This is a genomic window from Croceicoccus mobilis, from assembly GCF_001661965.1.
In the GTDB taxonomy this organism is placed as follows: domain Bacteria; phylum Pseudomonadota; class Alphaproteobacteria; order Sphingomonadales; family Sphingomonadaceae; genus Croceicoccus; species Croceicoccus mobilis.
Window position 1 is genome coordinate 54739 of the sequence record NZ_LYWZ01000028.1, and the last position, 23231, is coordinate 77969.

The window sequence follows — 23231 nt, forward strand, 5'->3', positions numbered from 1 at the left end:
ATGGCCCGTTTCTTCATCGACAGGCCGATCTTCGCCTGGGTGATCTCGCTCGGCATCCTGCTCGCTGGCTTCATTGCCCTGCGCGCGCTCCCGATTGAGCAATATCCCGAAGTCGCGCCGCCGTCGCTTGCCGTCACGGTCGCCTATCCCGGCGCCGATGCCCAGACGCTGGAGCAGAACGTCACCCAGGTCATCGAACAGGAGATGAACGGGGTCGACGGCTTCCTCTATATGGCCAGCTCCAGCTCTTCATCGGGGCAGGCGACGATCACGCTGACCTTCGAATCCGGCACCGATATCGATATCGCCCAAACCGAGGTACAGAACCGCCTGAGCACGGTGGAGGCGCGGCTTCCCGATTCCGTGCGCCAGCAAGGGATCTCGGTGCGTCAGTCGAACAGCTCGTTCCTGATGATCGTGGGCCTCACATCGCCCAATGGCACGCTGTCGGGAACCGATCTCGGCAATGTGGCCAGCAACAAGGTGGTGGACGAATTGCGCCGGGTGCCGGGCGTGGGCGACGTCACGCTGTTCGGGTCCGCCTATGCGATGCGCATCTGGCTCGATCCCGACGCGCTGGCATCCTATAATCTGTCGCCGACGCAGGTACTGGCCGCGATCGAGGAACAGAACAGCCAGACCGCCGGCGGTTCACTGGGCGCGAAGCCTTATGTCGACGGGCAGCAGATCACCGCGACGATCAAGACCGAGGGCCGTTTCCAGACCGTCGAGCAGTTCAAGCAGATCATCCTTCGCGCCGCGACCGGCGGCGCGGTGGTGCGGCTGCAGGACGTGGCGCGCGTCGAACTGGGGGCGCAGGACTATAATTTCGTCGCCTCCTTCAATGGCGATCCCATGGCGGGCATGGCCGTGCAGCTGGCGACAGGCGCGAATGCGCTCGACACCGCCGATGGCGTCAAGGCGCGGATGGAGGAGCTTCAAAGCTCGCTTCCTGCCGATGTGAGCTGGGAGGTTCCTTACGATTCCACGCCCTTCGTGCGCATTTCCATCGAAGAGGTGGTCAAGACGCTGATCGAGGCGATGGCACTGGTCTTTGTCGTCATGTTCCTGTTCCTGCAGAACTGGCGCGCGACGATCATTCCGACACTCGTTGTGCCGATCGCGCTGATGGGCGCGGCGCTGGGCCTTTGGATCGCCGGGTTCTCGATCAACGTGCTGACGCTTTTCGCGATGGTGCTGGCCATCGGCATCCTTGTCGACGATGCCATCGTGGTGATCGAGAACGTGGAGCGCATCATGCGCGAGGAAGGCCTGTCGCCGATCGAGGCGACGAGGAAGGCCATGGACCAGATCACCGGCGCGATCGTCGGCATCACGCTGGTGCTGATCGCGGTGTTTCTGCCGATGGCGTTCTTCCCCGGTTCGACCGGCGGCATCTATCGCCAGTTCTCGGTTACGCTCGCGATTTCGATCTTTTTCTCGGCATTGATGGCGTTGACGCTGACGCCTGCGCTGTGCGCCAACTTCCTGAAACATATTGAGCAGGGCGAAGACGAATCCGAACCCGCACCGCCCGCGGATCTGGATGCGCCGGGCTGGCGCGGCAAGCTGGCGCACGCGCGCTGGCGCGGGTCGCGCTTCTTCAGCGGCTTCAACCGCTGGTTCGCGCGCGTGACCGAACGCTATGGCCGCGGGACCGACAAGATCCTCTCGCGCCCCTTGCGCGCCTTTGCGGTCTTCCTCGTGCTGTGCGTGGTCACCGTGCTGATGTTCATGCGCCTACCCACCGGCTTCCTCCCGACAGAGGACCAGGGCTATCTCATCACCGTCGTGCAGGCTCCGCCGGGATCGACGGTCGACCGTGCGAACGAATCGATCGACCCGGTCGAAAATTTCCTGCGCGAACAGCCCGAAGTCGAAAAGGTCGTTACCATTCGCGGTTTCAGCTTCTTTGGACAGGGCCAGAACAATGCCATGCTGTTTTCCCAGTTCAAGGATTGGGGCGAGCGGACCGAGGAGGGCAGTGATGCCGCATCGATCCTGAACCGGGCGATGGCGCGTTTCTCTCAGATGGATTCGGCGCTGGTATTCACGATCCAGCCTCCGCCGATCCAGGCGCTGGGCAATGCCAGCGGCTTTTCGATGAAGCTGCAGGACCGTGGCGGCGTGGGCCGCGAGGTCTTGACGCAGGCGAGGAACCAGCTGCTGGGCATGGCGTCTCAGTCCGATCTCGTCGCGAACCTGCGGCCAGAGGACCAGGCCGACGCGCCCGAACTGGAAGTGACGGTTGACCGGGTGCAGGCGCGGGCGCTCGGTCTGTCGATCGATGACGTCAATAATGCGCTATCGATCAACAATGGCTCGGCCTATGTCAACGACTTCACCTATGGCGGGCGCGTGCTGCGCGTGCTGGTGCAGGCCGATGCGCCTTATCGCATGACGCCAGAGGACATCATGAACCTCAGGATTCCGAACTCTGACGGCAATCTGGTGCCCTTCAGCAGCTTCGCGACCGCAGAATGGTCGGCCGCGCCGCCATCGCTGGCCCGATACAACGGCTATCCTGCCATGACCATCTCGGGCACGGCCGCACCCGGCGCCTCGTCCGGCGATGCGCTGGCGGAGATGGAGCAGCTGGCCAGCCAACTGCCCCAAGGTATCGGTTTCGAATGGACCGGCATCAGCTATGAGGAAAAGCAGGCGGGCGGACAGGTCGGCCTTCTCCTTGGCCTTTCGGTGATCGTCGTCTTCCTTGTGCTGGCGGCGCTTTATGAAAGCTGGGCGGTGCCGCTGTCGGTGCTGCTGGTGGTGCCGATGGGCGTGCTGGGCGCTGTCCTGTTCTCTATATTCCGGGGGCTGTCGGCGGACGTCTATTTCAACGTCGGTCTCATCACCATCATCGGCCTTGCCGCGAAAAACGCGATCCTGATCGTCGAATTCGCGATCGAGGAGGAAGAGCGCGGCCTGACCCCGCTGGATGCGGTCAAGGCGGCAGCCCGGCTGCGGCTGCGTCCGATCATCATGACCTCGCTCGCCTTCATCCTCGGCATGGTGCCGCTGGTCATCGCCAGCGGTGCAGGTGCTGCCAGCCGTATCGCGGTCGGGACCGGCGTGATGGGCGGCATGATCGCGGCGACGCTGCTGGGTATCTTCGTGATCCCGATGCTGTACCTGCTGGCGCGCCGCTATCTCAGCCGGAGCCAGCCATCTGCCGCAGGCCATATGGAGGAGGAGGCATGAGCATGCCTGTGAAGCTCTCGCGATTCCGCCTCGGCACCGCGCTGGCGCTGGCGCTGGCGCTGCCCGGCTGCGTCAACATGGCGCCTGCCGATACGCAGCCGCCTCTGGCCAGCCCTGCCGTCTACGCCCCCTCGCACGGGCCGGATGGCAGTGCGGTGGCGACCAATCTCGATTTCCGCGAATGGTTCGTCGATCCCCGGCTGGACGCGATGATAGAGGCCGCCCTGGTCAACAATCGCGATCTCGTCGCCTCCACCGCGCGGATCGAGCAGGCGCGCGCGCAATACCGGATACAGGACAGCCGCCGTCTGCCCGCGCCGGTCGTCAGCGGCAGTGCGACGCGCAGCCGCACGCCGATCACCGCGACGGATGACAATGGCAACCCCGTGGTCGTCCCGATCGAGATCGACAATTACCAGATCGGCGTCGGCGTATCCGCGTTCGAGCTGGATTTCTGGGGCCGGGTCAAGAACCTCTCCGATTCCGCACAGGCGAGCTATCTGTCGACCGTGGCGGCGCAGCGGGCATTCTATATCTCGCTGATCGCCGATGTCTCGACCACCTATTTCGAACTGGTGGAAACGCAGCAGCAGCTGGCCTTGGCCGAAGCGACGGTGCGCAGCCGTGAGGACAGCTTCGAAATCGCGCGCAAGCGCCTCGACGCAGGCGTGACCTCCGCTCTCGACATGCGGCAGGCCGAGGCGCTGTTGACCGCAGCGCAGCAGCAGGTGGCAGCGGAGCGATTGACCGAGGCGCAGTTGAAGAACCAGCTGCTCGTGCTGGTGGGCGGCCGTTTGCCGGTCGATATGCCGCAGGGGCTGACGCTGGAGCAGCAGGCCAATGGCATGCGGCTCGACGCGGGGCTTCCCTCCGATCTGCTGCTGGCGCGCCCCGACATCATTGCGGCAGAGCAGTCGCTGACGGCTGCGCGGGCCGATATCGGCGCGGCGCGCGCGGCGTTCTTCCCGACGATCTCGCTGACCGGCAGCGCGGGGTTCAGTTCCACTTCGCTGTCCGGCCTGTTCGGGTCCGACGGTCTGACGTGGAGCTTTGGCCCCTCACTCTCGCTCCCCATCTTCAACTGGGGTGAGTTGAAGGGGCAGTTGAACCAGGCCAAATGGGTCGAGGTCGAGCAGGTCGCGACCTATGACAAGACGGTTCAGACCGCCTTTCAGGAAGTGTCGGACGCGCTCGCGGGTCGCCGCTGGCTGACCGAGCAGGTTGCTGTGCTTGAGCGCAATCTCGCCGCACAGGAAGAGATCGCCCATATCGCGCGCCTGCGCTACCGCGAAGGCGTGACCGGCTATCTTGAGGTGCTGGACGCGGAACGCACCTTGTTCAGCGCGCAGCAGGACCTGCTCACCATGCGGCGCTCGCTGCTGCAAAACGGCGCGACGCTTTATGTCGCGCTGGGCGGCGGGTTCGAGGAAGGCGGGGCCGAGATCGAGGGCGCGGGCACCGGCACGACGCCGGCACCCGCTGAATAATTCACTCCGACAGGCCCTGGAACACGAAGCGCTGCACGCGGCGTCCGGTGCCGACTTCGCTGGTATAGACATTGCCCGCGGAATCGACATCGACGCTGTGCAGCCAGAACATCTGCCCCGGATAGCGCCCGACACGCCCGAAATGGCCCACGACCTCATGCGTTTCGCGCAAGAGCACCCAGACGCGCGCGTTCATCATGTCGGCGACATAGACATAGGTGCCATCGGGGCTGAAGGCGACATCGCTGGCCGTGCGCAGGCCGCCAGTGCCTTCGCCGATGACGATATCGCGCACGAACTCGACCTTGCCGCCCGACTGGCGGAACATCTGCAGCCGGTTGTTGCGCCGGTCGCAGACATAGATCGTGCTGTCGGGGCCATGCACCACGCAATGGACGATATCGCCAAAGCTCTTTGATTCAGGATTGGGGCCACCGTCGCCGGTGCTTGACGCCTGCGACTGGTCGAACACGCCTTCGCGCGTCTCATCGCCCGGATCGACGGCATAGGCGCCGAAGATTGCGCGGGCATCCAGATCGCCTTCGGCCAGAGCGATGATGCGCTTGTTGATATAGCCATCGGCCACCAGCACGCTGTCGCCATCGTCGGCGATATCGGCGGGATTGCCCAGAGTATCGGGCGACCCATTGCCATCGGTCGCGCCGCGCTTGCCGAACTGGCGGATGAATTCGCCATCCTTCGTGAATTCCAGGACGACATGGTCATCCTCGCCATTGCCGCCGATCCAGACAGTGCCCTTATCCGTGACGTAAAGGCCGTGGACATTCGATGGCCATTGCTCGGTTTCGCCATCGCCGGGGGCATGGTCGGGCCCGCCCCATGCTGACAGCAGCGCGCCATCCTGATCAAAGCGCAGCACATGCGGCGGCGCCTTGCAGCAGCCCAGCGCCATGGGCGGATCCTGCGACAGGCCCGATTCCAGCGGGTTCAGGGAATTGGGACGGGTGAGGATCCAGATCGTGTCCTCGCTATCGACCGAAAGGCCCGGCGTCTGCCCCAGGATCATGTCGGCGGGAAGGCGCGGCCATGAGGCATCGACCTTGAACATCGGCATCGGGACCGACGTGTCCACATGCTCGCTTTCGACCGGAAGCAGCGTATCGGCAATGGCGGGAAGCGAGGCGGCTGCGGTGGCCGCGCCCAGAATGGCGATCGCGCCCCTGAGGGCAGTCCTTGGCGTAATGATCATATGTCCCCCTTGTCGGTCCGGCCGGAGAGGGGGCCGGATCGTCAGGTCAGCATGGTGACCCCAACGAAGATCAGATACAAACCGAAAATGCGCTTCAACAGCGCGGGGCTGAGCTTATGCGCGGCGGCAACGCCCAGCGGGGCGAAGATCATGGCTGTCACCACGATGGCGGCGGTGGCGGGCAGGCTGACATGGCCGATGGACAGGGCCGGCATGCCCGCTTCGCCCCAGCCGGTATAGATGAAGCCGATGGTCGCCGGCACCGCGATGAAAGCGCCCACGCCCGATGCCGTGCCGATGGCGCGGTGGATCGATGTGCCATAGCTCGTCATCAAGAGCGTGGTGATCGTGCCCCCGCCAATGCCAAGCAGCGAGGAAAACGTGCCAAGGCTGGTCGCGATGCTCAAACGCGCCGCCGTGCCCGGCTCCCCCTTCAGCAATTGTTTTTCGGTGTTGATCGGGGCGAGGAAATAGACCGCGAACAGGAGCACGCCGATGCCGAAAGTGACGGCAAGGCCGCGGCTGGTGAAATAGTCGGCGATGAACGCGCCCAGCACGGATCCCGCCGCAATCCAGATGCCCCAGCCGCGCAGGAAGCCGAAATCGACCGATCCGCGCGCCGCATGCGATCTGACAGAGCGGATCGACGTGAAGATGATGGTCGCCAGCGACGTGCCGACCGCGACATGCATCACCTGATCGGGTTCGGTCCCCATCAACGGCAGGATCAGGGTCAGCGCCGGGACCACGACGAAGCCGCCGCCGATACCGAAAAGGCCACCGGCAAAACCGGCGCCGCAACCGGCCAGCAAAAGGGCGACATAGGGGATGAGGGCGGTGAGAGTATCGTTCAAGGCGGGCGCATCATACGGCTTGATCGGAAACAATCGAGCAAAATGTTGCACTGCAAAACAAGGGGTCAGCCGCTTCGGCGCATTTGCCCTGCGCGGCGCGGAGCGGCACAAGCCGGTCATCCGGGCTGCGCGCGATTCGATCCGCAATCGAAGCTGCGCCGCCTATCCGTTGCTTTTGCGCAGGAGCATTGATGACCGAACGACTTTCCGACGACGCCCTTTCGCAGCTGTTCCTTGACGCGCGCAGCCGCAACGCCTGGAAAAAGGAGGTGCTGCCCGAAAGCACTTGGCATGAGTTGTACGAGATCCTGCGCATGGGCCCGACCTCGGCCAATGTCAGCCCGGCGCGTTTCGTTTTCATCACCAGCGATGAGGGCAAGGCGCGAATCGCCCCGCTGATGAGCGAGAGCAATGCGAAAAAGAGCATGGATGCGCCCGCCATCGTCATCATCGCGCAGGACATGGACTTTGCCGAGAAGATGGACGTGCTCTTCCCGCACAACCCCGGCGCCGCCAGCTGGTTTTCCGCGCCGGAGGTGAAGGAAGCCACCGCCTTCCGCAATTCGACGCTGCAGGGTGCCTATCTGATGCTGGCGGCCCGCGCGTTGGGCCTGGACTGCGGGCCGATGTCGGGCTTTGACAATGCGGGTGTGGATGCCGAGTTTTTTGCCGGCACCAGCATCAGGTCCAATTTCCTGTGCACATTGGGCCATGGCATAGACGAGCCGTTCGACCGCCTGCCGCGCCTTCCGTTCGAGGATGCCTGCGAGATTCTTTGACGCCCTTCGTTCGATGATGCCCCGCGCGATTGGCCGGGGCGTCGTTAACCGAAAGCTTACCAAGACCCGCGTATCCCGTTGAGCGTGATGTTCTCTCTCGCTCGCAAAGAGGGCCGCAAGGGCCATTCGTCGGCTGACCATGATTCGGCGCCTGTCCGCAACGCGCGTGGGCGCTCGGGCGGGGGGCTGATGTCCGTCTTCGGTTTCGGCGGCGCGCAGCCGCCAAAGCTGGTCGGCCTGCAATATGCGGCGCTCGCGCGCTCGGCGACGTTGCGATTCGGCGTATTCGTGGGCGCGGCAATCCCGGCGATCACATTCTGGGAAGACAGCGCAGGAATCTGGCTGGCGGGCGGCTGGTTCGGCCTCGTATTCATGCTGGCGGCGGCGCTCCTGCGGCTTGAGCGCGGTTTCATCGATGCCGAACGCCGCACGCTGAGCAAGGAAGAGCAGCGCACCCATATCGCGACCGTGGGCCTTGCCGGCATGCTGTGGGCCGGGCCGATGCTGGCGTTCCCCGATGCGATGGCCAGCGGCAATGCCCCGCAATATGCGGTGATGGCGCTGCTGATCGGTGTATTCGTGCTGGCGCTGTCGGTGGTGCCGCGCGCGGCGCTGACTTTCGTTGGTATCTTTGGCGTTGCCGGGACGACCGCCATGGCGCTGGCTGGCGATATCTCGGGCACGATCGCAGAGCTTGCTTATTCGCTGGTCGTGGCGGCGGGCGCGATGTCTTTGTCGCGCCTGTACCTGCGCCTCCGCCTGACCGAGGCGAACCTTGCCGAGAAACAGGAAACCGTTTCGCTGCTGCTGCACGAGTTCGAGGAAAACTCCGCCGACTGGCTGTGGCAGGTCGATGCCTCGCGCCGGGTGCGCGGCGTTTCGCCCCGTTTCGCCCATGCGCTGATGATGGAACCGCGCGAGGCCGATGGCCAGCCGCTGCTTCGCCTGATCGCGGGTGAGGGCTGGGAATCGGGCGCATTGCCATCGTCCCTGCGCGACCTTGCCGAACGGCTGAAGCGGCGTGAGAGCTTTTCGAACATGATGGTCCGCGTCTCCATGGGCGGGCGCACGCGCTGGTGGGAATTGTCGGGCACGCCCAAGCACGACGAGCATGGCCAGTTCTCGGGCTTTCGCGGCGTCGGCTCCGATGTGACCGAACAGCGCGAGTCGGCCGAAAAGATCGCGCAGCTCGCGCGTTATGATCAGCTGACGGGCCTGCCGAACCGGATGATGCTGACCGAAGCGCTGGGGACTGCGCTGCAGCGCGCCGAACAGTGGCGCACGCGCTGCGCGTTCCTGATGATCGACCTCGACCGGTTCAAGGCGGTCAACGATACGCTGGGCCACCAGATCGGCGACAAGCTGCTGGCGCAGGTATCGCGCCGCCTGCGGGTGCTGATGGGCCAGCACGACACCTGCGGCCGCCTGGGCGGTGACGAATTCGCGGTGGTGATGGCCGATGTGAACGACCGTGAGGCAGTGGACCGCATGGCGCATGCGATCATCGACGTTCTGTCCAAGCCCTATGATGTCGATCACCACACGCTCTATGTCGGCGCGTCGGTAGGGTCTGCGGTCGGCCCGCGCGATGCGCGCACGGTCGAAACGCTGATGCGCAATGCCGACCTCGCGCTCTATCGGTCAAAGGACGAAGGCGGCGGCAGCCATTTCGCTTACGAACCGCAGATGCACGCGCATGCCGAAGAGCGCCGCAAGCTGGAATTCGCGCTGCGCCACGCGCTGGAGCGGGACGAGCTGGAGCTGGCCTATCAGCCGGTCGTCGATGCCGAGACCGAGGAAGTGCTGAGCTTCGAGGCGCTGATGCGCTGGAACAGCGCGGAGTTTGGCCGCGTCAGCCCGGCCAAATTCATCCCGATCGCCGAAGACACGCGCCTGATCGTCCCCATCGGCGAATGGGCCCTGCGCCGCGCCTGTGACGAGGCGGCGCGCTGGCCCAGCAATATCCGCGTCGCGGTGAACGTGTCGGCAGAGCAGATGCTGGACGCGAATTTCGCCAGCACGGTCGTTTCCGCTCTCGCCAGCAGCGGGCTTGCGCCTGAAAGGCTGGAGCTGGAGGTGACCGAATCGATCTTCCTGCGCGATGGCGGGGCGGCGCAGAATACGCTGAACCAGATCCAGACGCTGGGCTGCGGCATCGCGCTTGACGATTTCGGCACCGGCTATTCGTCGCTGGGGTACCTGCGCAACAACCGTTTCACCACGATCAAGATCGACCGCAGCTTCGTCACGGGCGCTGCCAAGGACAGCCCGGAATCACTGGCGATCATCCGCGCCGTCGTCGCCATGTGCGATGCGCTGGGGATGGAGACGACGGCAGAGGGCGTGGAGAGCGAGCGCGAGCTGGAGCGTATCCGCCAGCTTGGCTGCACCAAGATCCAGGGTTTCCTCTTCGGCCGCCCGATGGGCGCGCTGGAAGCGAGCGCCCTTTTGGAAAGCCGGACCGAGCGCCGGATCGCCTGATTGCGATCAGGCGTCCGGCAGGACGTCGGCCCCAAAGCTGTGCGGGAGGAGCGCGGAGATCGTCGTCTCCAGCACTTCATCGCCCGTCGCACTGGCTGCGATCACCACGATATCGCGTCCCGATAGCGAAGCCGCCTCGGCAATTGCCTGACGGCAGCCGCCGCAAGGAGTGATCACGGCATCACCCGAGATCGCGCCATCGGCCAGCGGGCCGCCCGCGACCACGACATGGGTGATTTGTGCCAGCCCGAACTGGTGCTGCGCCGTGGTCAGGGCCGATTGTTCGGCGCACAGGCCAAGGCGGTAGCAGGCGTTTTCCATGTTCGCGCCAGTCGCGATGGAGCCATCCTGCGCCAACACCGCCGCCCCCACGCCAAAGCGGGAGTAGGGGGCGTGAGCGCGCAAGGCAGCCTTGCGCGCGAGGTCGATCAGGCGGTCGCGCTTTGCCGTGTCCATTCGGGCTTACTCCGCCGCTTCCTTGGCAGGCTGGGCCAGCGGAACCGGCTCCTTGAAGGTATGGGTGATATAGGGGAAAGGGATCTCGATCCCTGCGTTGTCCAGCGCCTTCTTGATGTTGCGCACGACCTCGCTCTTCGTCTCGCGGCGGTCGCGGGGGCGTGCGTCCGACCACCACTGGACAAGGAAATCGACCGAGCTGGCGCCATAGTTCCATGCGAACACGCTCATCGGCCGCTCTGTGTCGATCGCCTCGATCCCGTCCAGCGCGCCGCGGATGACTTCCAGCGCATGGTCGAGATCGGTGTCGTAGCTCACGCCGACCATCAGCTCGTCACGGCGCACATGCGCGTCGGTAAGGATCTTGACCGGATTCTTGAAGAGCATGGAATTGGGCATGATCGTCAGCTCGTTCGTAAGCTGGCGCAGGTGCGTTTCGCGCAGGGAGATATGCTCGACCTTGCCCATCACGCCCTCGACCTCGATCAAATCGCCGATCTCCATGCTTTCGCGCAGCATGATGAGCACGCCTGCGAGGAAGTTTTCGAAAATGTCCTGAAACGCAAAGCCGATGGCGACGGTACCCAGGCCCAGGCCCGCGACGAGGCCGCTGGGGTCGAGGCCGGGCAGGACGACGGTGGCGGCGATCATCAGGCCGATGACCCATACGCCGACGCGCGTCACGGTCTGGATCAGCGCCTGCAGGCTTTCACGCAGATTGGCGCGGGCAGAGATGCGCCCCGTGATCCTGACAGCGATCTTGCCCACCACCCAGGTCGCGAAAAGAATGACCACTCCGATAGCGAGGCTGGGGAGTGAGGCGATCAGGCCTTCGCCCATCGAAATGAGCTCTTTTTCGAGCGTATCCATGTAATTCATGTAATTTCCTGCATTCTACCGCGAGCGGTCGCGGCGCATGCGCCGTCCCGTCATTCATCTGGGTGCCGCATAACGTGACCTGTGCGTAGCTTGCAACTCTCCCAACGACCCAGCGGTTTCCACGGCGTCTCGAATTTACGGTATTCTTACGGTTTGAGGGGCGCACCCAATGGGTCAGGCGCGCCCCTCGATCAGTCGAAAAGGCCGCATGGCGAGCGGCTACGAACGCCGGTGCGGGACCGGCATCTGCCATTGGGCAATCGACTGAATCCGCGGCTTTGCACATTTTGAGGCGCTGGCTGGTCGATGGCTGCTTCCATCATTCACAATTCTCCATCAGCCTGCCACGCATGCGGCACTCCGCCAGCCTTGATCGCAAAGCCGGAAAGAGCCGGCAGCCCTGATTTTAGCCATCGAAAAATCAGCGATCCGCAAAGATTTGTCCTTAAAGCGCCTTGACCGTGTCGATCGGAAATTTGACGCAAAATGCGTAGTTTGCTTTTTCCGCGCCAAAGGTCACATAGGGGGCATCGACCGGGTCCCTCACCGGCCAATCTACAACGGAGCATTCCTTCCCATGCGTTCACGTCGCTTCACTGGCCGCCTGCTATGCGCTGTCGCCGCCGCCTCGCTTGCCCTTACCGCCAGCCAGCCCGCGATGGCATGGGGCAAGAACGGGCACCGCATCGTGGGTGAAATCGCCAGCCAGTACCTTTCGCCGCAGGCAAAGGCCGCCGTGGTGGAAATCCTTGGCAGCGAAAGCATGGCCGAGGCTGCGAATTATCCCGACTTCATGCGGGCCAGCGGCGATCCATTCTGGGAAGAGCAGGTCTATCCATGGCACTGGGTCACCGTGCCCAAGGGCGAAACCTATGACGAGGTCGGCCCGCCCGAAGAAGGCGACGCGGTCACCGGCATCGCCTATTTCTCCGACATATTGCGCGATCCCGACGCCAGCCTGTCGGACAAGCAGGGGGCGCTGCGCTATATCATCCATGCCGTCGGCGATCTGGCGCAGCCGCTGCACAACGGCAATGGCACCGACCGCGGCGGCAATCAGCGGCAGGTGAACTGGTTCGGCAAGCCGACCAACCTGCATTCGGTGTGGGACAGCCTGATGATCGAGGACCAGCAGCTGTCATACAGCGAATATGCCAAGCTGCTGGAAGAACGCCTGACGCCGGAAGAAATGCGCGAATGGGCCAATCCCCACCCAAAGGCCTGGGTGGCCGAGGGCACGGCGCTGCGCGACACGATTTATCCCGAAGGCGATGACCTGAGCTACACCTACATCTTTGCGCACAAGGCGCAGATGGAAGGGCAGCTACAGCGTGGCGGCCTTCGCCTCGCGGCCTATCTCAACGCGCTTTACGCGCCGGAATAAGCGGATGGCGGCGCGCCGGTCAGGCCGATTTGAGCTCTGACCGCGCGCTCATCCATTTCGCGAAGCGCACCAGCCCTGCAATCAGCAGCGGCACCAGCACGATCGAAAGCACGACCTTCGCCAGCGCCTGCCCCGCGATCAGCGTGCCCAGCGGGCGTTCGCCGTAAAAGGCGACGGTGATGAAGATCAGCGTGTCGATCACCTGGCTGATGATCGAGGCGATCGCCCCGCGCACGACGGTGGGGATGAATGTCACCGTGGCAAGGCGCGAAAAGATCAGCACATTGAGCGTCATCGAGATGCCATAGGCAAGGATGCCCGCGAGCCACAGCCGCCATGTCTGGCCCAGCACGATGGGAAATGCTTCCTTTGCCGGTTCCCACATGCCTTCATCGGTCGGCAGCGCCAGCACGCCCGCGGTCAGCACCATCGCGCCGATCAGCGGGACAAAGCCGAAGCGGACCATCGTGTCGGCCATGCCCTTGCCGTAAAGCTGCGCCACCGTGCTCGACAGCGAGACCAGCAGCAGGAAGGGAAATATCCCCGCTTCCACCGCCAGCGGCCCCAGCGCCACCTGTTTCGCCCCCAGCACGCCCGCGATGCAGACCATGCCGCCATAGAACAGCGCATAGAGGAACAATGGCTTCGGGATGGAGGGCGAGAGGTCGATCTCGCGCGTGTGATCGTCTTGCATGGACGGTTCCTAACCCACAAGCGAAGCAATTGGAAAGCGCCCATGCGGTGTGATTTCCACACTCACATCGATGTCAGCAGTGGAAGGCAAGGCCCGGAAAGCTTGAGCATTGCCGTTCCATGTAGCACAACATCGCCTTCCTTCCCGCAAGCAGCCGGTAATTCTCCTTCATGCAGACCCCATTCGTGAGCCTTCTGGGCATTGCCCTCATCCTGCTCATCGCCCTTGCGCTATCCAGCAACCGACGCGGCATCCGCCTGCGCATCGTGGGCGCGGCCTTTGCGCTGCAGACGGTGATGGCGATCCTTGTCCTGCGCACGCCATGGGGCGCGGCGGTCATCGCGGGGATGGCGCGCGGCGTGTCGAACCTGCTGGGCTATGCGGCGGAGGGGACCAATTTCATTTTCGGCCCGCTCGCAAGTCCCGAAATCGGCGGCAACAGCTTCGCCATCGCGGCGCTGACGGTGATTATCTTCTTCGCCAGCCTTGTTTCCGTGCTTTACTATATCGGCGTGATGCAGCTGATCATCCGCTGGGTCGGCGGCGCGATCGGCTGGGTCACGGGGATCAGCCGGGTGGAATCGCTGGCGGCGGCGGCGAATATCTTCGTCGGCCAGTCGGAAAGCCCGCTGGTGGTGCGCCCCTATCTCGCCGCGCTGGCACCCAGCCGGCTGTTCACGCTGATGGCGGTGGGCATGGCGGGCGTGGCAGGCACCATCCTTGCCGCCTATGCATCGCTTCTGGGCGAACAATATCTGCCCTATCTGCTGGCGGCTGCTTTCATGAGCGCGCCGGGCGGCATCCTGATGGCCAAGATCATCATGCCCGACACGGCCGAACCGTCGCCCGCGGCAGAGGGTGAAGGCATCGTCACCGGCGCGGATGAGGGCGAACTCGAACTGCCCGATGGCCGCACTGGCGAAGCCCCTGCCGCGATGGTGCCCGAAGGCGCGGAATCGGGTGAAACCGACGAGGGCATTCCCGACGCGCATGACGATGAGGAAAAGCCCGCGAATGTCATCATGGCCGCGGCGCAGGGCGCGCAGACCGGCGTGAAGCTTGCCGTTGCGGTGGGCGCGATGGTCCTGTCCTTCGTGGCGCTAGTGGCTTTGGCGAACGGATTGCTGTCGGGCGCGGGCGAATTGGTCGGGATCGAGGGGCTGACATTCCAGTCCATCCTCGGCTGGATCTTCTCGCCCGTCATGTTCCTCCTGGGCATTCCGTGGAACGAGGCGCAGGTCGCGGGCGGCCTTTTCGGCACCAAGATCGTGTTGAATGAATTCGTCGCCTTCATCGAACTGGGCGGATACGGCCCCGACATTCTCTCGGCCCGCAGTCGGGCGATCGTCACCTTCTCGCTGTGCGGCTTTGCCAATGTCGCATCCATCGCGATCCAGATCGCGGTCATCGGCGGGCTTGCCCCCAACCAGCGCCCCGTCGTCGCCCGGCTTGGCCCCAAGGCGCTGGCTGCGGGCAGCCTGTCGAATCTGATGAGCGCGGCTCTGGCGGGCCTGTTGCTGCCGATGTAAGGGCACCGGTTATGACTGAAACCAATATTTCCGAATCGAAGAACATCGCTTTCGTCTCGCTCGACAAGCCGGTCGAAGAGCTGGCGGACGAGCTGGGCCGCAGCTTTGGCGAATATGGCTTTGCGGTGATCGAAAACCACGGCATCGACCAGGCGTTGATCGACAAGGCGGAGGCGATGAGCCGCGCCTTTTTCGACCTGCCCGAAGACGTAAAGCGTGGCTATTTCATCGATGGCGGCGGCGGTGCGCGCGGCTATACCCCCTATCGCACCGAACGTGCGGTGGGGCAGACGGTCACCGACCTCAAGGAATTCTGGCACGTCGGCCGCACGCTTCCCGCGGGTGATCCGCTGGAAGAATTCATGCCCGCCAATGTCTGGCCGGAAGAGCTTCCCGAATTCCGCGAAATCTTCGAAACGCTTTATGCAGAGTTCGAGAAGGCGGGGGCCAAGATCCTATCGGCCATCGCGCTGCATCTGGGGCTTGAGAAGAACTGGTTCGACGCCACGGTCGAGGACGGAAATTCGGTGATGCGCCTCCTCCATTACCCGCCGATCGAGAATGCCGAGGGCGCGGTGCGCGCGGCTCCGCATGGCGACATCAATACCATCACCCTGCTGCTTGGCGCGGAAGAGGCTGGCCTCGAACTGCTGTCAAAGCAGGACGAGTGGGTGCCCGTGTCGCCTCCGCCGGGAGCCCTGGCCGTCAACATCGGCGACATGCTGGCGCGGCTGACAAACGACAAGCTGCGTTCGACGATCCACCGCGTGCGCAACCCGGAAGGGGAAGCATCGAAGCGCAGCCGCTTCTCCATGCCCTTCTTCCTGCATTTCCGCCCCGATTTCGTGATCGAAACGCTGCCGGGTTGCGTGGATGAAGAGCATCCGAACAAGTACGAACCGCTCTCCAGCCACGAATTCCTGCAGCAGCGCCTGCGTGAGATCAATCTGACGAAGTAATCGGCGGCAGGGCCCGCTATCCGAACAGGAAGCGGGCCTTGTCCATGCATTCGCGCCATTCGCCCGGGCCATCGGAATCGGCGACCACGCCCGAACCGATCCCGAAGGTCGCGCTGCCATCCGCCTTCAGCCATAGCGTCCTGATCGCGACATTGAACTGCGCGCGATCGCCCGACACCATGCCGATCGCGCCGCAATACGGGCCGCGGCGCCAGCCTTCGACCTCTGCCAGTATCTCCATCGCGCGCAATTTCGGCGCGCCGGTGATCGAACCGCATGGGAACAGCGCGCCAATCGCGACGGCCGGATCGAAAGGAGCAGCCAGTTCGCCCGTCACCGTGCTCGTCATCTGGAATACGGTGGGATAGCGCTCGATCCGAAAAGGCTCGCTCACCCGAACGCTGCCCGGCTCTGCAATACGGGACAGGTCGTTGCGCATCAGGTCGGTGATCATCAGGTTCTCGGCCCGGTCCTTGGCGCTCCGCTCGAGGTCTTCCAATTGCGCGGCATCCTGCGCCTCGCTCACGCCGCGCGGGCGGGTGCCCTTCATCGGGCGGGTCTCGATGTGGCGGCCATCGGCGCGGAAGAACAGTTCGGGCGAAAAGGACAGCAGCCAGTCCGCACCATCGAAAATGACCGCGCCAAACCGCGCCGCCGCCCGCGGGCGCAGGGCGCGATAGATCGAGAGTGGATCGCCCTGCCAGCTACCGGTCAGCGGAAAGGTCAGATTGGCCTGATAGATGTCGCCGGCGCGGATCGCTTCGGTCACCACGGCAAATTGCGCGAGATATTCCGCCTGGCTGATCGCGGGGCGCATTTCGCCCAATTGGCCGTCACCGCTCGCCGCCTCGGCCAGCCAGCCATCGACAGCGTCGCTTGCCATGATTGTTTCATCGGCAAAGCGGGCCATCCACATCAGCCGTTCGCCATGATCCCGGCGCAGCGGGGCAAGGCGGTCTTCCAGCCAATGCCCGGCGTCATATCCGATCCATCCCGCCAGCGTGCCCGCTCTCGACAGGCCAGACATGGCGGCGAGAGCCTTGGCCAGGTCGGGGCCTGCCGGACACAGGATCTCGTCGGCTTCGCGCAGCAGACGTGCGTGGCCGTGTTCAAGGTCTTCGATCAGGGCGAAGGGGGCGTGCATGGATCCGAAATTGGCTGGCCAGAGTGGCCGAGGGATTGAGCGCAATACACGTGCGCGCGCCGCCAGACAATTCGGGCCAGCAAGGCTCTTTCAAAGGGCAGATATGGTGATGCGAAACGCGGCAGAACCCGCGTGCGGGAAGAGGGGGGCTTAACGCTGGATCTGTGTGCTGACGCGGTGCAGGAAGGCCGAGTGATTGGCAGGGCCGCGCCTGATATTGGTAAAGGCCCCGCCGGCAAGACTGGCGAGGCGTGCCTCGATCAGCATGACCTCCTCGCTCTTGCGCACGTCGATATGCGCTTTCAGCGTGCCGTCGAAGCTGAGCGTGACGGCAGCCGCTTCGGGAAATTCGCTGCGGAGCATGTCACGCAGCTGGCCAAGGTTCTCGCTCATCGCGCGGGTTGGCGCGTTTTTGGGAAAAGGCTCGATCTGTCCAGACGATTGCACCGCATTGCCGGTCATAAGTCCCCCATGTTTTGCCCCCATCGGCCCTGACCATACCCCAATCCGAGCGATTCGCCGAGATCGCGATTAAGGATTAATTGACCATCATCAGGCTCAATCCGGGACGCTTTGAAAGGATTGGCGCCTGGCATGAGCTTTAAGTTTCCGCACCCGATTGCATCATTGCCTGGATGGCCGAAGCCGAAGTGGAAAACCCGCGTCAGCGTATTGCAATGATGCCGGGATCGCATTTTGCGACCAGCTCCGGCGGTTGACCGTCTTTCAGGCCGGTTGTGGCGAAATCGCGGGGCAGGGCCACCCTGCATCTGTTATTTTCGTCCAGCGCGCCGACCAGTTCCCTTTCGCCCGAAAGCGCGTTGAAATCGATCAGCCCGTCATAGCCGACCATGTAGTCCACGCCGCCGTCCGATGTCAGCATCATGCCCAGCGGCAGCGGCTTGCCGGTTACATCGACGAGCCGCAGCGGCATCGAACGGAACGCGGTGATGTTCATCTCCACCCGGCCCACCGATCCGCGCGCGACGGCGACCCGGCTATAGGTCGAGCGCGCGACGGCATCGGCGGGCAGCTCATCGGGGTCGATGTCGAATTGCACCGGAACCAGCGGGGTGATCTGTTCCACCAGCACTCGGCCCTTGCTGTCCGACACCCCGGCGAAGCGGTTCTCGCGGGTAACGGTGATGCCCCCGATATTGCCGGTCTTGACGAAGGCATAGGCCCCGCCGGTCTGGTTGCGGGCAAAGACCGTGCCGCCTGTTGCGACCAGCGTGCCGCGCAGGTTCCCGCGCACGGCGGAGCGGCCGCCCACCATTTCGGCCTGTCCCTCCACGCGGGTGTAGGCGGTCCGATAGCTGGCCCGGCCCGAGAAGCGGTCGCTGATCGAATGGGTCGCCTCCAGCCCATAGCCGAAATCGCCGGGCTGCACGTCGGGGCGCTGCAGCGTGGCCTGCGCGCCGATGCGCGAATTGGCGTGCTGGACGCTGGCCATCGCCTGCGTCCTTTCGCCAAAGCGATACATCAGCCCCAGCATCGCGGTCAGCTGCGATCCGCTGCCGCGCCGCCAAGCGAGGTCGAACCCCGCATCCAGCTTCTCGGCGATGGAGGTGCGGGTGTTGGCGCGCAATATGTTCGTTGTTTTGGGCAGGGCCGGATAGCGCGGATCGTAGTGGCGGGAGACATGGCTGGCGCTGACGAGCAAGCGGGTTTCGGTCGTTATGTCGAAATTAACCATCGCATTAAGCTGGATCACCGGCAGCGCATCGCCCGAAGCAGAGGCGAGGTCGCGGTAGTTCTTCGTCGGCAGCACTCCTTCGATCCGGCCCGATAGCCCGCGCCCGATGCTTTCCACGCCCAGCCGGATCAAAGCTCCCGCGCCGCTTCCCGATCCGCTGGCGCGCAGTTCCGCAGTGGCCAGCGCGACGCCGCCCAGTGCGGTTTCCGCATGTGCGCCAAGATTGACGATGCCTGCGCCCAATTCGCCCGAAGCGCCAATGGTCCGGTGATCCGAAACGCCCCGGCGATACAGGAAGGTGAGGGCAAGATCGCGGTAGTCGCCGCTCTCCTTGCCGAAATTGCGACGGATCGCGCCGATATTGACGCCGCCTTCCCAAAGACCTTCGCGCAGCAATTCGCGGCTGACGTAAAGCTGCGTCGTTTCCACCCGTTCGCGCCCCAACTCGTCAAGGAGGACCACCGAGACTTCGCCGCGGCCGGGGCTGACCGGGACATTGCGCACGGCGAAGGTGCCTGCTTCCAACTCGCCCGCCGAAAAGCGTTTGTCATTGATGATAAGGTCGATGCCCGTCGGCACTGCGACCTGCCCATCGAAAGCGGGAAGGGGATAGGCGATCAGACCGGGGCGCAATGCGAAATCGCTGGCAAACTGGATGCCGGCAAGACGCAGGGCGCGCATGGAATTGCTGCCGACAGAGATATGGTCGCCCGCCGTCCATGTCACGCCGCGCTCCCGGTCGGCGAAGCTGGCGGCAGTGGCAAGGCGGGTGAGCGTGTCATAGCCGGTGCCGGGATCGGTCAATACGCGAAAGGCGGTGCCTCCCACCATGTCGCCGCGGGTCAGCCGGGCATTGAACGATCCCGCGCCATAGCTGCCGCTGCCACCGGCCGAGCCGGTCAGGTCATAATCGAAGAGGAAGGCGGTCATCGGGCGGAACATCGCGTCTTCGCGCGTGATGTTCGAAAAATCCTTCCAGTTCGGCCCGTCGCTCTTCCTGAATTTCTTGACCAGCAGCGTCTGGTCGAGCTGGCTGAAATCCCAGCTGGCAAGGTGAATATCCTCGACCGGGACATAGCCGGTCATTTCCGCTTCGACAGGAAGGCCCACCGCGCGGGCATCGTCTGCATCGATATTCAGCGCCTCGCCAATCCACGCGAGGCGGACGAGCATGTCCATTTCCCGCCCATCGACCCGGATGGAGGAGAGGCCGGGGCCGGACAGGTCCACCGCATCGGCGATGGTGACGTCACTGGGGAGCGCGAAGGGATCGTTCGATTGCGCGGCGGCGACCGGCGCTGCCAGCACCTGCGCGAAAAGCGCCGCGATCAGCAGCAGTGGCGCGCGGAAAATCTCAGCTGCAAGCGGGCTGGGCCTGGACACGGGTCTCTTCCCCGTCGATCAGGGCCGCGACTTCGACCGGTCCGTTGGGGCAGCCGCCGTCGAGCTGCCATTCGGCGTTGTTGGCACCCTGCACATAGCGGAGGCCATTGCGCAGGATGCCGACCGAGGAACCGGCGGCGTCGTTCAGCTGAAGCCCGGCGATGCGAACGGTCTGGCCGCCGGCATTATCGAGCATCAGCCGGTCGCCGCTGACCGTCCATGCAAGCTCGGCGGGCTGAGCCGCGGCGCGGTCGACGAAAAGCGGGATGGTAAAGCGCAGGCGCGGCGTGAATTCGCCGTGGTGGCGCAAGGAGGGATCGGGCAACTGGTCGATCGCGACGCGATAACGTTGTTCAGCCGTTCCCTGCGGCGTGGTGCGGACCACGCGGAAAACCTGGGTGTCGCCCGGCTTGATCTGGATGATCGAGGGCGAGACCGTGACGTCGCTAGTCGGTGCATAGACATCCTCGCCGTCCACCTGGCTCCAGGCGAAGACGCGGACCTGCACGCCGATCTTACGCGACGCGGGATTGCGGAGCCGCATGGTTGCAGCCGTTGCGGCTCCGTCCAGTTCCAGGCGAAGCGGCGCCACCGAGATATTCGCTCCCCTGTCGCCCGCGTCAGGCACTGGTGCATTTGCCTGCGCGGGATCGACGGGCGTTTGCGCTGCCAGGGGGCTGGCAGCAGCAAGGAGAGCAAAGAAAACGGCGGCGCCTTTACGCATGGATCAGTTCCAAAAGTTCAAAAATGGCCGTGCGATCAGAAATTGACCGTGACGGTGACCGTGTCCGCATAGGAACCGGCGACGACCGGCGTGGCGGATACGGGGATGCGGCCATAGGCAGCGATGTCGACGATACCGGTGGTGGCATTGCCGGCCATGGTGGCGCCAGCGGTGTTGCCCCATACGGTGGTGCGGCCCGCGTCGCTATAGATCTCATAAGGGATCTGGTCGGTGCCGCCTGCCGCGTTGGTCAGGTAACGCTGCGTGCCGCCGGATGCGTTTGCGCCAAAGTCCATGGCAACGTCGTAATTCGCGCCCACGGTGCACAGCAGCGAAATCGTGGCCTGACCGTCGATATCAGCCGAACCGAGCACGGGGATCGTGCCGAACGACATCGGGGTGGCGCTGACTTCGCAGGCGTCCAGCACTTCGGCCGTGACCTGCATCGTGGTGTCGTCGGTGCCGGCATATGCCGGAACCGAGATCAGCGCGAGCGCTGCGGCGCCGATCTTGAAAATGGTCTTCATTGGGGGGTCCTCCCTGGTTTGACCTTGGCGTTAAGGTAAACAGGGGTCCTAATGCGTATTTCTGTATTAATCGCTAAATGGGCGTTAACCCTCCGGTAACTCACGTCAATTTCCGGATATCCGGTAGGGCAGGCCAAATGCATGAAGCCCCGCGCATCACGTGATGCACGGGGCGGGCTGATCGGCTTGTCAGCAGATTGTCAGAAGTTGACGGTGACGACCACGTAATCGGAATATTTGCCGTGGCGAGCGGTCTGGGTCGTCGATTTGATCTTGCCATACGCGGTGAGGATTTCCTCACCCGTTCGGCCCGAACGGCCCGAGACGGTATTGATTCCCGGCCGGTCGCCCCACTGCGCCGTCATCTTGGAATTCGTATAGATCTCATAGGGTAGATAGGTGCCCAGCACCGGGTCGAACATGCGCCGCGTCTGCCCCTGGGGGTGCAGGCCGGTATCGATCGACACATCGTAATCGACCCCCGGCGTACAGCCCAGAGAGATGGTCGAGGTGGCCGTGGTATTGCCGCCCGCACCCGGAGTGGTGATCGGAAAGGCCATGGTCGTGGCCGAAATCGAGCAGCCCTCTGTCACTTCCGCGCCGATCGCCATGGTGCTGCTTTTCTGCCCCGCATAAGACGCCTGCGCGCCCATCGCCACGGCAAGGGCAACGCACGAAATACACAGAAAGGCGCGATTCTGTCTCATAGGCTTACCGTGCTGGTAACCTTGGAGGTTTAACAAAAGGTTTGACGGTGCCCTGCGTTGCAATACGTAATGTCGTGCCCACGCGGCGCAAAGCTCGGCAGATGCGGCAATTGTGAAGCTGATGTGACAGCGCCGCCACAGGTCTGGTATGAACGCGGCCATTGATGCACAGGCCGGACCATTCACGGTGGGCGCAGGTGCAGCACCGGACCGCAATGGAATTCGGAAAGCCAGACAGCACAATGGCATATCGCATTCGCCGCAAGGACCATGGCTGTGAAAAGGCGATGCGCCGCATCGCGCAGGAACAGATCGGCAAGGCGCTGCTGGCAATCGACGATGGCGCCTCCCTTTCCGAAACCGTCCATGACGTGCGCAAACGCTGCAAGAAAATGCGCGCTCTCATCCACCTGATGCGGGCCGCGTTCCCCGATGCCAGCGCCGAGAATGACGCGTTTCGAGATATCGCGAAATTGCTGGCTTCATCGCGCGATGCCCATGTGACGCTGGACTGTTTCGATGCGCTGGCAGGCGATGCCGGACGCCGATTTGGGGCCGAGCGGTTGGCGGCGTTTCGGGGCAGTCTGGCGCAGGACTTCGCTGGTGAAAATGCCGATGGTGAGGGTATCCCGGACCGTCTCGACCAATGCCGCGATCTGCTGGAAGCCGCGCGCCAGCGGTCGCGCAAATGGACGCTCGATGCCGATGGCTGGGGCGCGATGGAGGACGGGTTGAAGCGGAGCTATTCGCGCGCCCATGCCGCCGCCGATACGGTGCGCCGCCATCCCGATGTCGCGGCGTGGCACGAATTGCGCAGGCACATCAAATATCACTGGTATCATACGCGCCTCCTCGAAAAGATCGCGCCATCGGCCATGCGCCAGCGGGCGCGCATGGCGAGAAAGCTGACCGAGGCGATCGGCACGCATCATGACCTTGCCGTGTTTTCCGATCGCCTTTCAGCGATGGGCAGGGACGTCGATCGGGAGCTGGCCGAACTGCTCGCCATATTGTCGCGCCGCCGCCGTGCGATGCTGGAAGCCAAGGCGCAGGAGATGGTGGCGAAGCTTTTGTCCCCATCGCCGGGGGAACTGGTTGCCGACTGGCGCTCGCGCTGGAAACGCTGGCAGGCCTGAT

The 23231-nt window shown here is 63.9% G+C and carries 19 protein-coding genes; 8 read left to right on the forward strand and 11 right to left on the reverse strand.

Going from position 1 to position 23231, the window contains the following annotated elements:
- Complete coding sequence (locus A9D13_RS18055) at window positions 1-3201, forward strand: efflux RND transporter permease subunit (RefSeq protein WP_066776961.1); 3201 nt, start codon at window positions 1-3, stop codon at window positions 3199-3201.
- Entirely contained in the window at window positions 3198-4688 is a 1491-nt protein-coding gene (locus tag A9D13_RS18060; RefSeq protein WP_082922552.1) for an efflux transporter outer membrane subunit, read from the forward strand. The genes A9D13_RS18055 and A9D13_RS18060 overlap by 4 nt, the downstream gene beginning before the upstream one ends.
- Before the next feature lies 1 nt (window position 4689).
- On the opposite strand, the gene A9D13_RS18065 is transcribed toward A9D13_RS18060, so the two are convergent.
- A complete protein-coding gene (locus A9D13_RS18065; RefSeq protein WP_066776965.1) occupies window positions 4690-5898 on the reverse strand; it encodes an NHL repeat-containing protein in 1209 nt (402 codons plus the stop codon).
- 41 nt (window positions 5899-5939) lie between these two features.
- Window positions 5940-6752, reverse strand: coding sequence for a sulfite exporter TauE/SafE family protein (locus tag A9D13_RS18070; protein ID WP_066777568.1), 813 nt, complete (start codon window positions 6750-6752; stop codon window positions 5940-5942).
- 191 nt (window positions 6753-6943) lie between these two features.
- Here A9D13_RS18070 and A9D13_RS18075 point away from each other — a divergent pair, with 191 nt between their 5' ends.
- Both A9D13_RS18075 and A9D13_RS18080 read left to right on the forward strand, forming a co-directional pair.
- On the forward strand, window positions 6944-7531 hold the full coding sequence (locus A9D13_RS18075) for a malonic semialdehyde reductase (RefSeq protein WP_066776966.1): 588 nt from the start codon (window positions 6944-6946) through the stop codon (window positions 7529-7531).
- 189 nt (window positions 7532-7720) lie between these two features.
- A complete protein-coding gene (locus A9D13_RS18080) occupies window positions 7721-10012 on the forward strand; it encodes a putative bifunctional diguanylate cyclase/phosphodiesterase (protein ID WP_066777571.1) in 2292 nt (763 codons plus the stop codon).
- 6 nt (window positions 10013-10018) lie between these two features.
- Here A9D13_RS18080 and A9D13_RS18085 read toward each other — a convergent pair whose 3' ends face one another.
- Both A9D13_RS18085 and A9D13_RS18090 read right to left on the reverse strand, forming a co-directional pair.
- A complete protein-coding gene (locus tag A9D13_RS18085) occupies window positions 10019-10468 on the reverse strand; it encodes a cytidine deaminase (protein ID WP_066776967.1) in 450 nt (149 codons plus the stop codon).
- A 6-nt stretch (window positions 10469-10474) separates the two neighbouring features.
- Complete coding sequence (locus A9D13_RS18090; protein WP_066776969.1) at window positions 10475-11347, reverse strand: mechanosensitive ion channel family protein; 873 nt, start codon at window positions 11345-11347, stop codon at window positions 10475-10477.
- A 577-nt stretch (window positions 11348-11924) separates the two neighbouring features.
- Between A9D13_RS18090 and A9D13_RS18095 the strand changes: the two genes are divergently transcribed.
- Window positions 11925-12731 carry a S1/P1 nuclease gene (locus A9D13_RS18095; protein WP_066776972.1) on the forward strand — a complete coding sequence of 269 codons (807 nt, stop codon included), beginning with the start codon at window positions 11925-11927 and terminating at the stop codon, window positions 12729-12731.
- 19 nt (window positions 12732-12750) lie between these two features.
- On the opposite strand, the gene A9D13_RS18100 is transcribed toward A9D13_RS18095, so the two are convergent.
- Entirely contained in the window at window positions 12751-13425 is a 675-nt protein-coding gene (locus A9D13_RS18100; protein WP_066776974.1) for a queuosine precursor transporter, read from the reverse strand.
- Window positions 13426-13595: 170 nt separating this feature from the next.
- Between A9D13_RS18100 and A9D13_RS18105 the strand changes: the two genes are divergently transcribed.
- Window positions 13596-14954, forward strand: a complete 1359-nt coding sequence (locus tag A9D13_RS18105) for a NupC/NupG family nucleoside CNT transporter (protein ID WP_066776976.1) — start codon at window positions 13596-13598, stop codon at window positions 14952-14954.
- A gap of 11 nt (window positions 14955-14965) precedes the next feature.
- Complete coding sequence (locus tag A9D13_RS18110; protein ID WP_066776979.1) at window positions 14966-15913, forward strand: isopenicillin N synthase family dioxygenase; 948 nt, start codon at window positions 14966-14968, stop codon at window positions 15911-15913.
- 16 nt (window positions 15914-15929) lie between these two features.
- Here the strand turns inward: A9D13_RS18110 and pabB are convergent, their stop codons facing one another.
- The 6 genes from pabB to A9D13_RS20250 all read right to left on the reverse strand — a co-directional run bounded on the left by pabB (window position 15930) and on the right by A9D13_RS20250 (window position 22094).
- Entirely contained in the window at window positions 15930-17057 is a 1128-nt protein-coding gene (gene pabB, locus A9D13_RS18115; RefSeq protein WP_066776983.1) for an aminodeoxychorismate synthase component I, read from the reverse strand.
- A gap of 150 nt (window positions 17058-17207) precedes the next feature.
- The gene (locus tag A9D13_RS18120) at window positions 17208-17519 is read right to left on the reverse strand and encodes a hypothetical protein (RefSeq protein WP_066776986.1); all 312 of its coding nucleotides are present in this window, start codon (window positions 17517-17519) and stop codon (window positions 17208-17210) included.
- A 202-nt stretch (window positions 17520-17721) separates the two neighbouring features.
- A complete protein-coding gene (locus tag A9D13_RS18125; protein WP_066776989.1) occupies window positions 17722-20136 on the reverse strand; it encodes a fimbria/pilus outer membrane usher protein in 2415 nt (804 codons plus the stop codon).
- Window positions 20108-20860, reverse strand: a complete 753-nt coding sequence (locus A9D13_RS18130) for a fimbrial biogenesis chaperone (RefSeq protein ID WP_066776993.1) — start codon at window positions 20858-20860, stop codon at window positions 20108-20110. Before A9D13_RS18130 ends, A9D13_RS18125 begins: the two co-directional genes overlap by 29 nt.
- A 35-nt stretch (window positions 20861-20895) precedes the next feature.
- Window positions 20896-21387, reverse strand: coding sequence for a Csu type fimbrial protein (locus A9D13_RS18135; protein WP_066776995.1), 492 nt, complete (start codon window positions 21385-21387; stop codon window positions 20896-20898).
- A gap of 200 nt (window positions 21388-21587) precedes the next feature.
- The gene (locus tag A9D13_RS20250; protein WP_172808224.1) at window positions 21588-22094 is read right to left on the reverse strand and encodes a Csu type fimbrial protein; all 507 of its coding nucleotides are present in this window, start codon (window positions 22092-22094) and stop codon (window positions 21588-21590) included.
- Window positions 22095-22336: 242 nt separating this feature from the next.
- On the opposite strand from A9D13_RS20250, the gene A9D13_RS18145 reads away from it, so the two are divergent.
- Entirely contained in the window at window positions 22337-23230 is an 894-nt protein-coding gene (locus tag A9D13_RS18145; RefSeq protein WP_066777574.1) for a CHAD domain-containing protein, read from the forward strand.
- Window position 23231 lies beyond the last annotated feature (1 nt).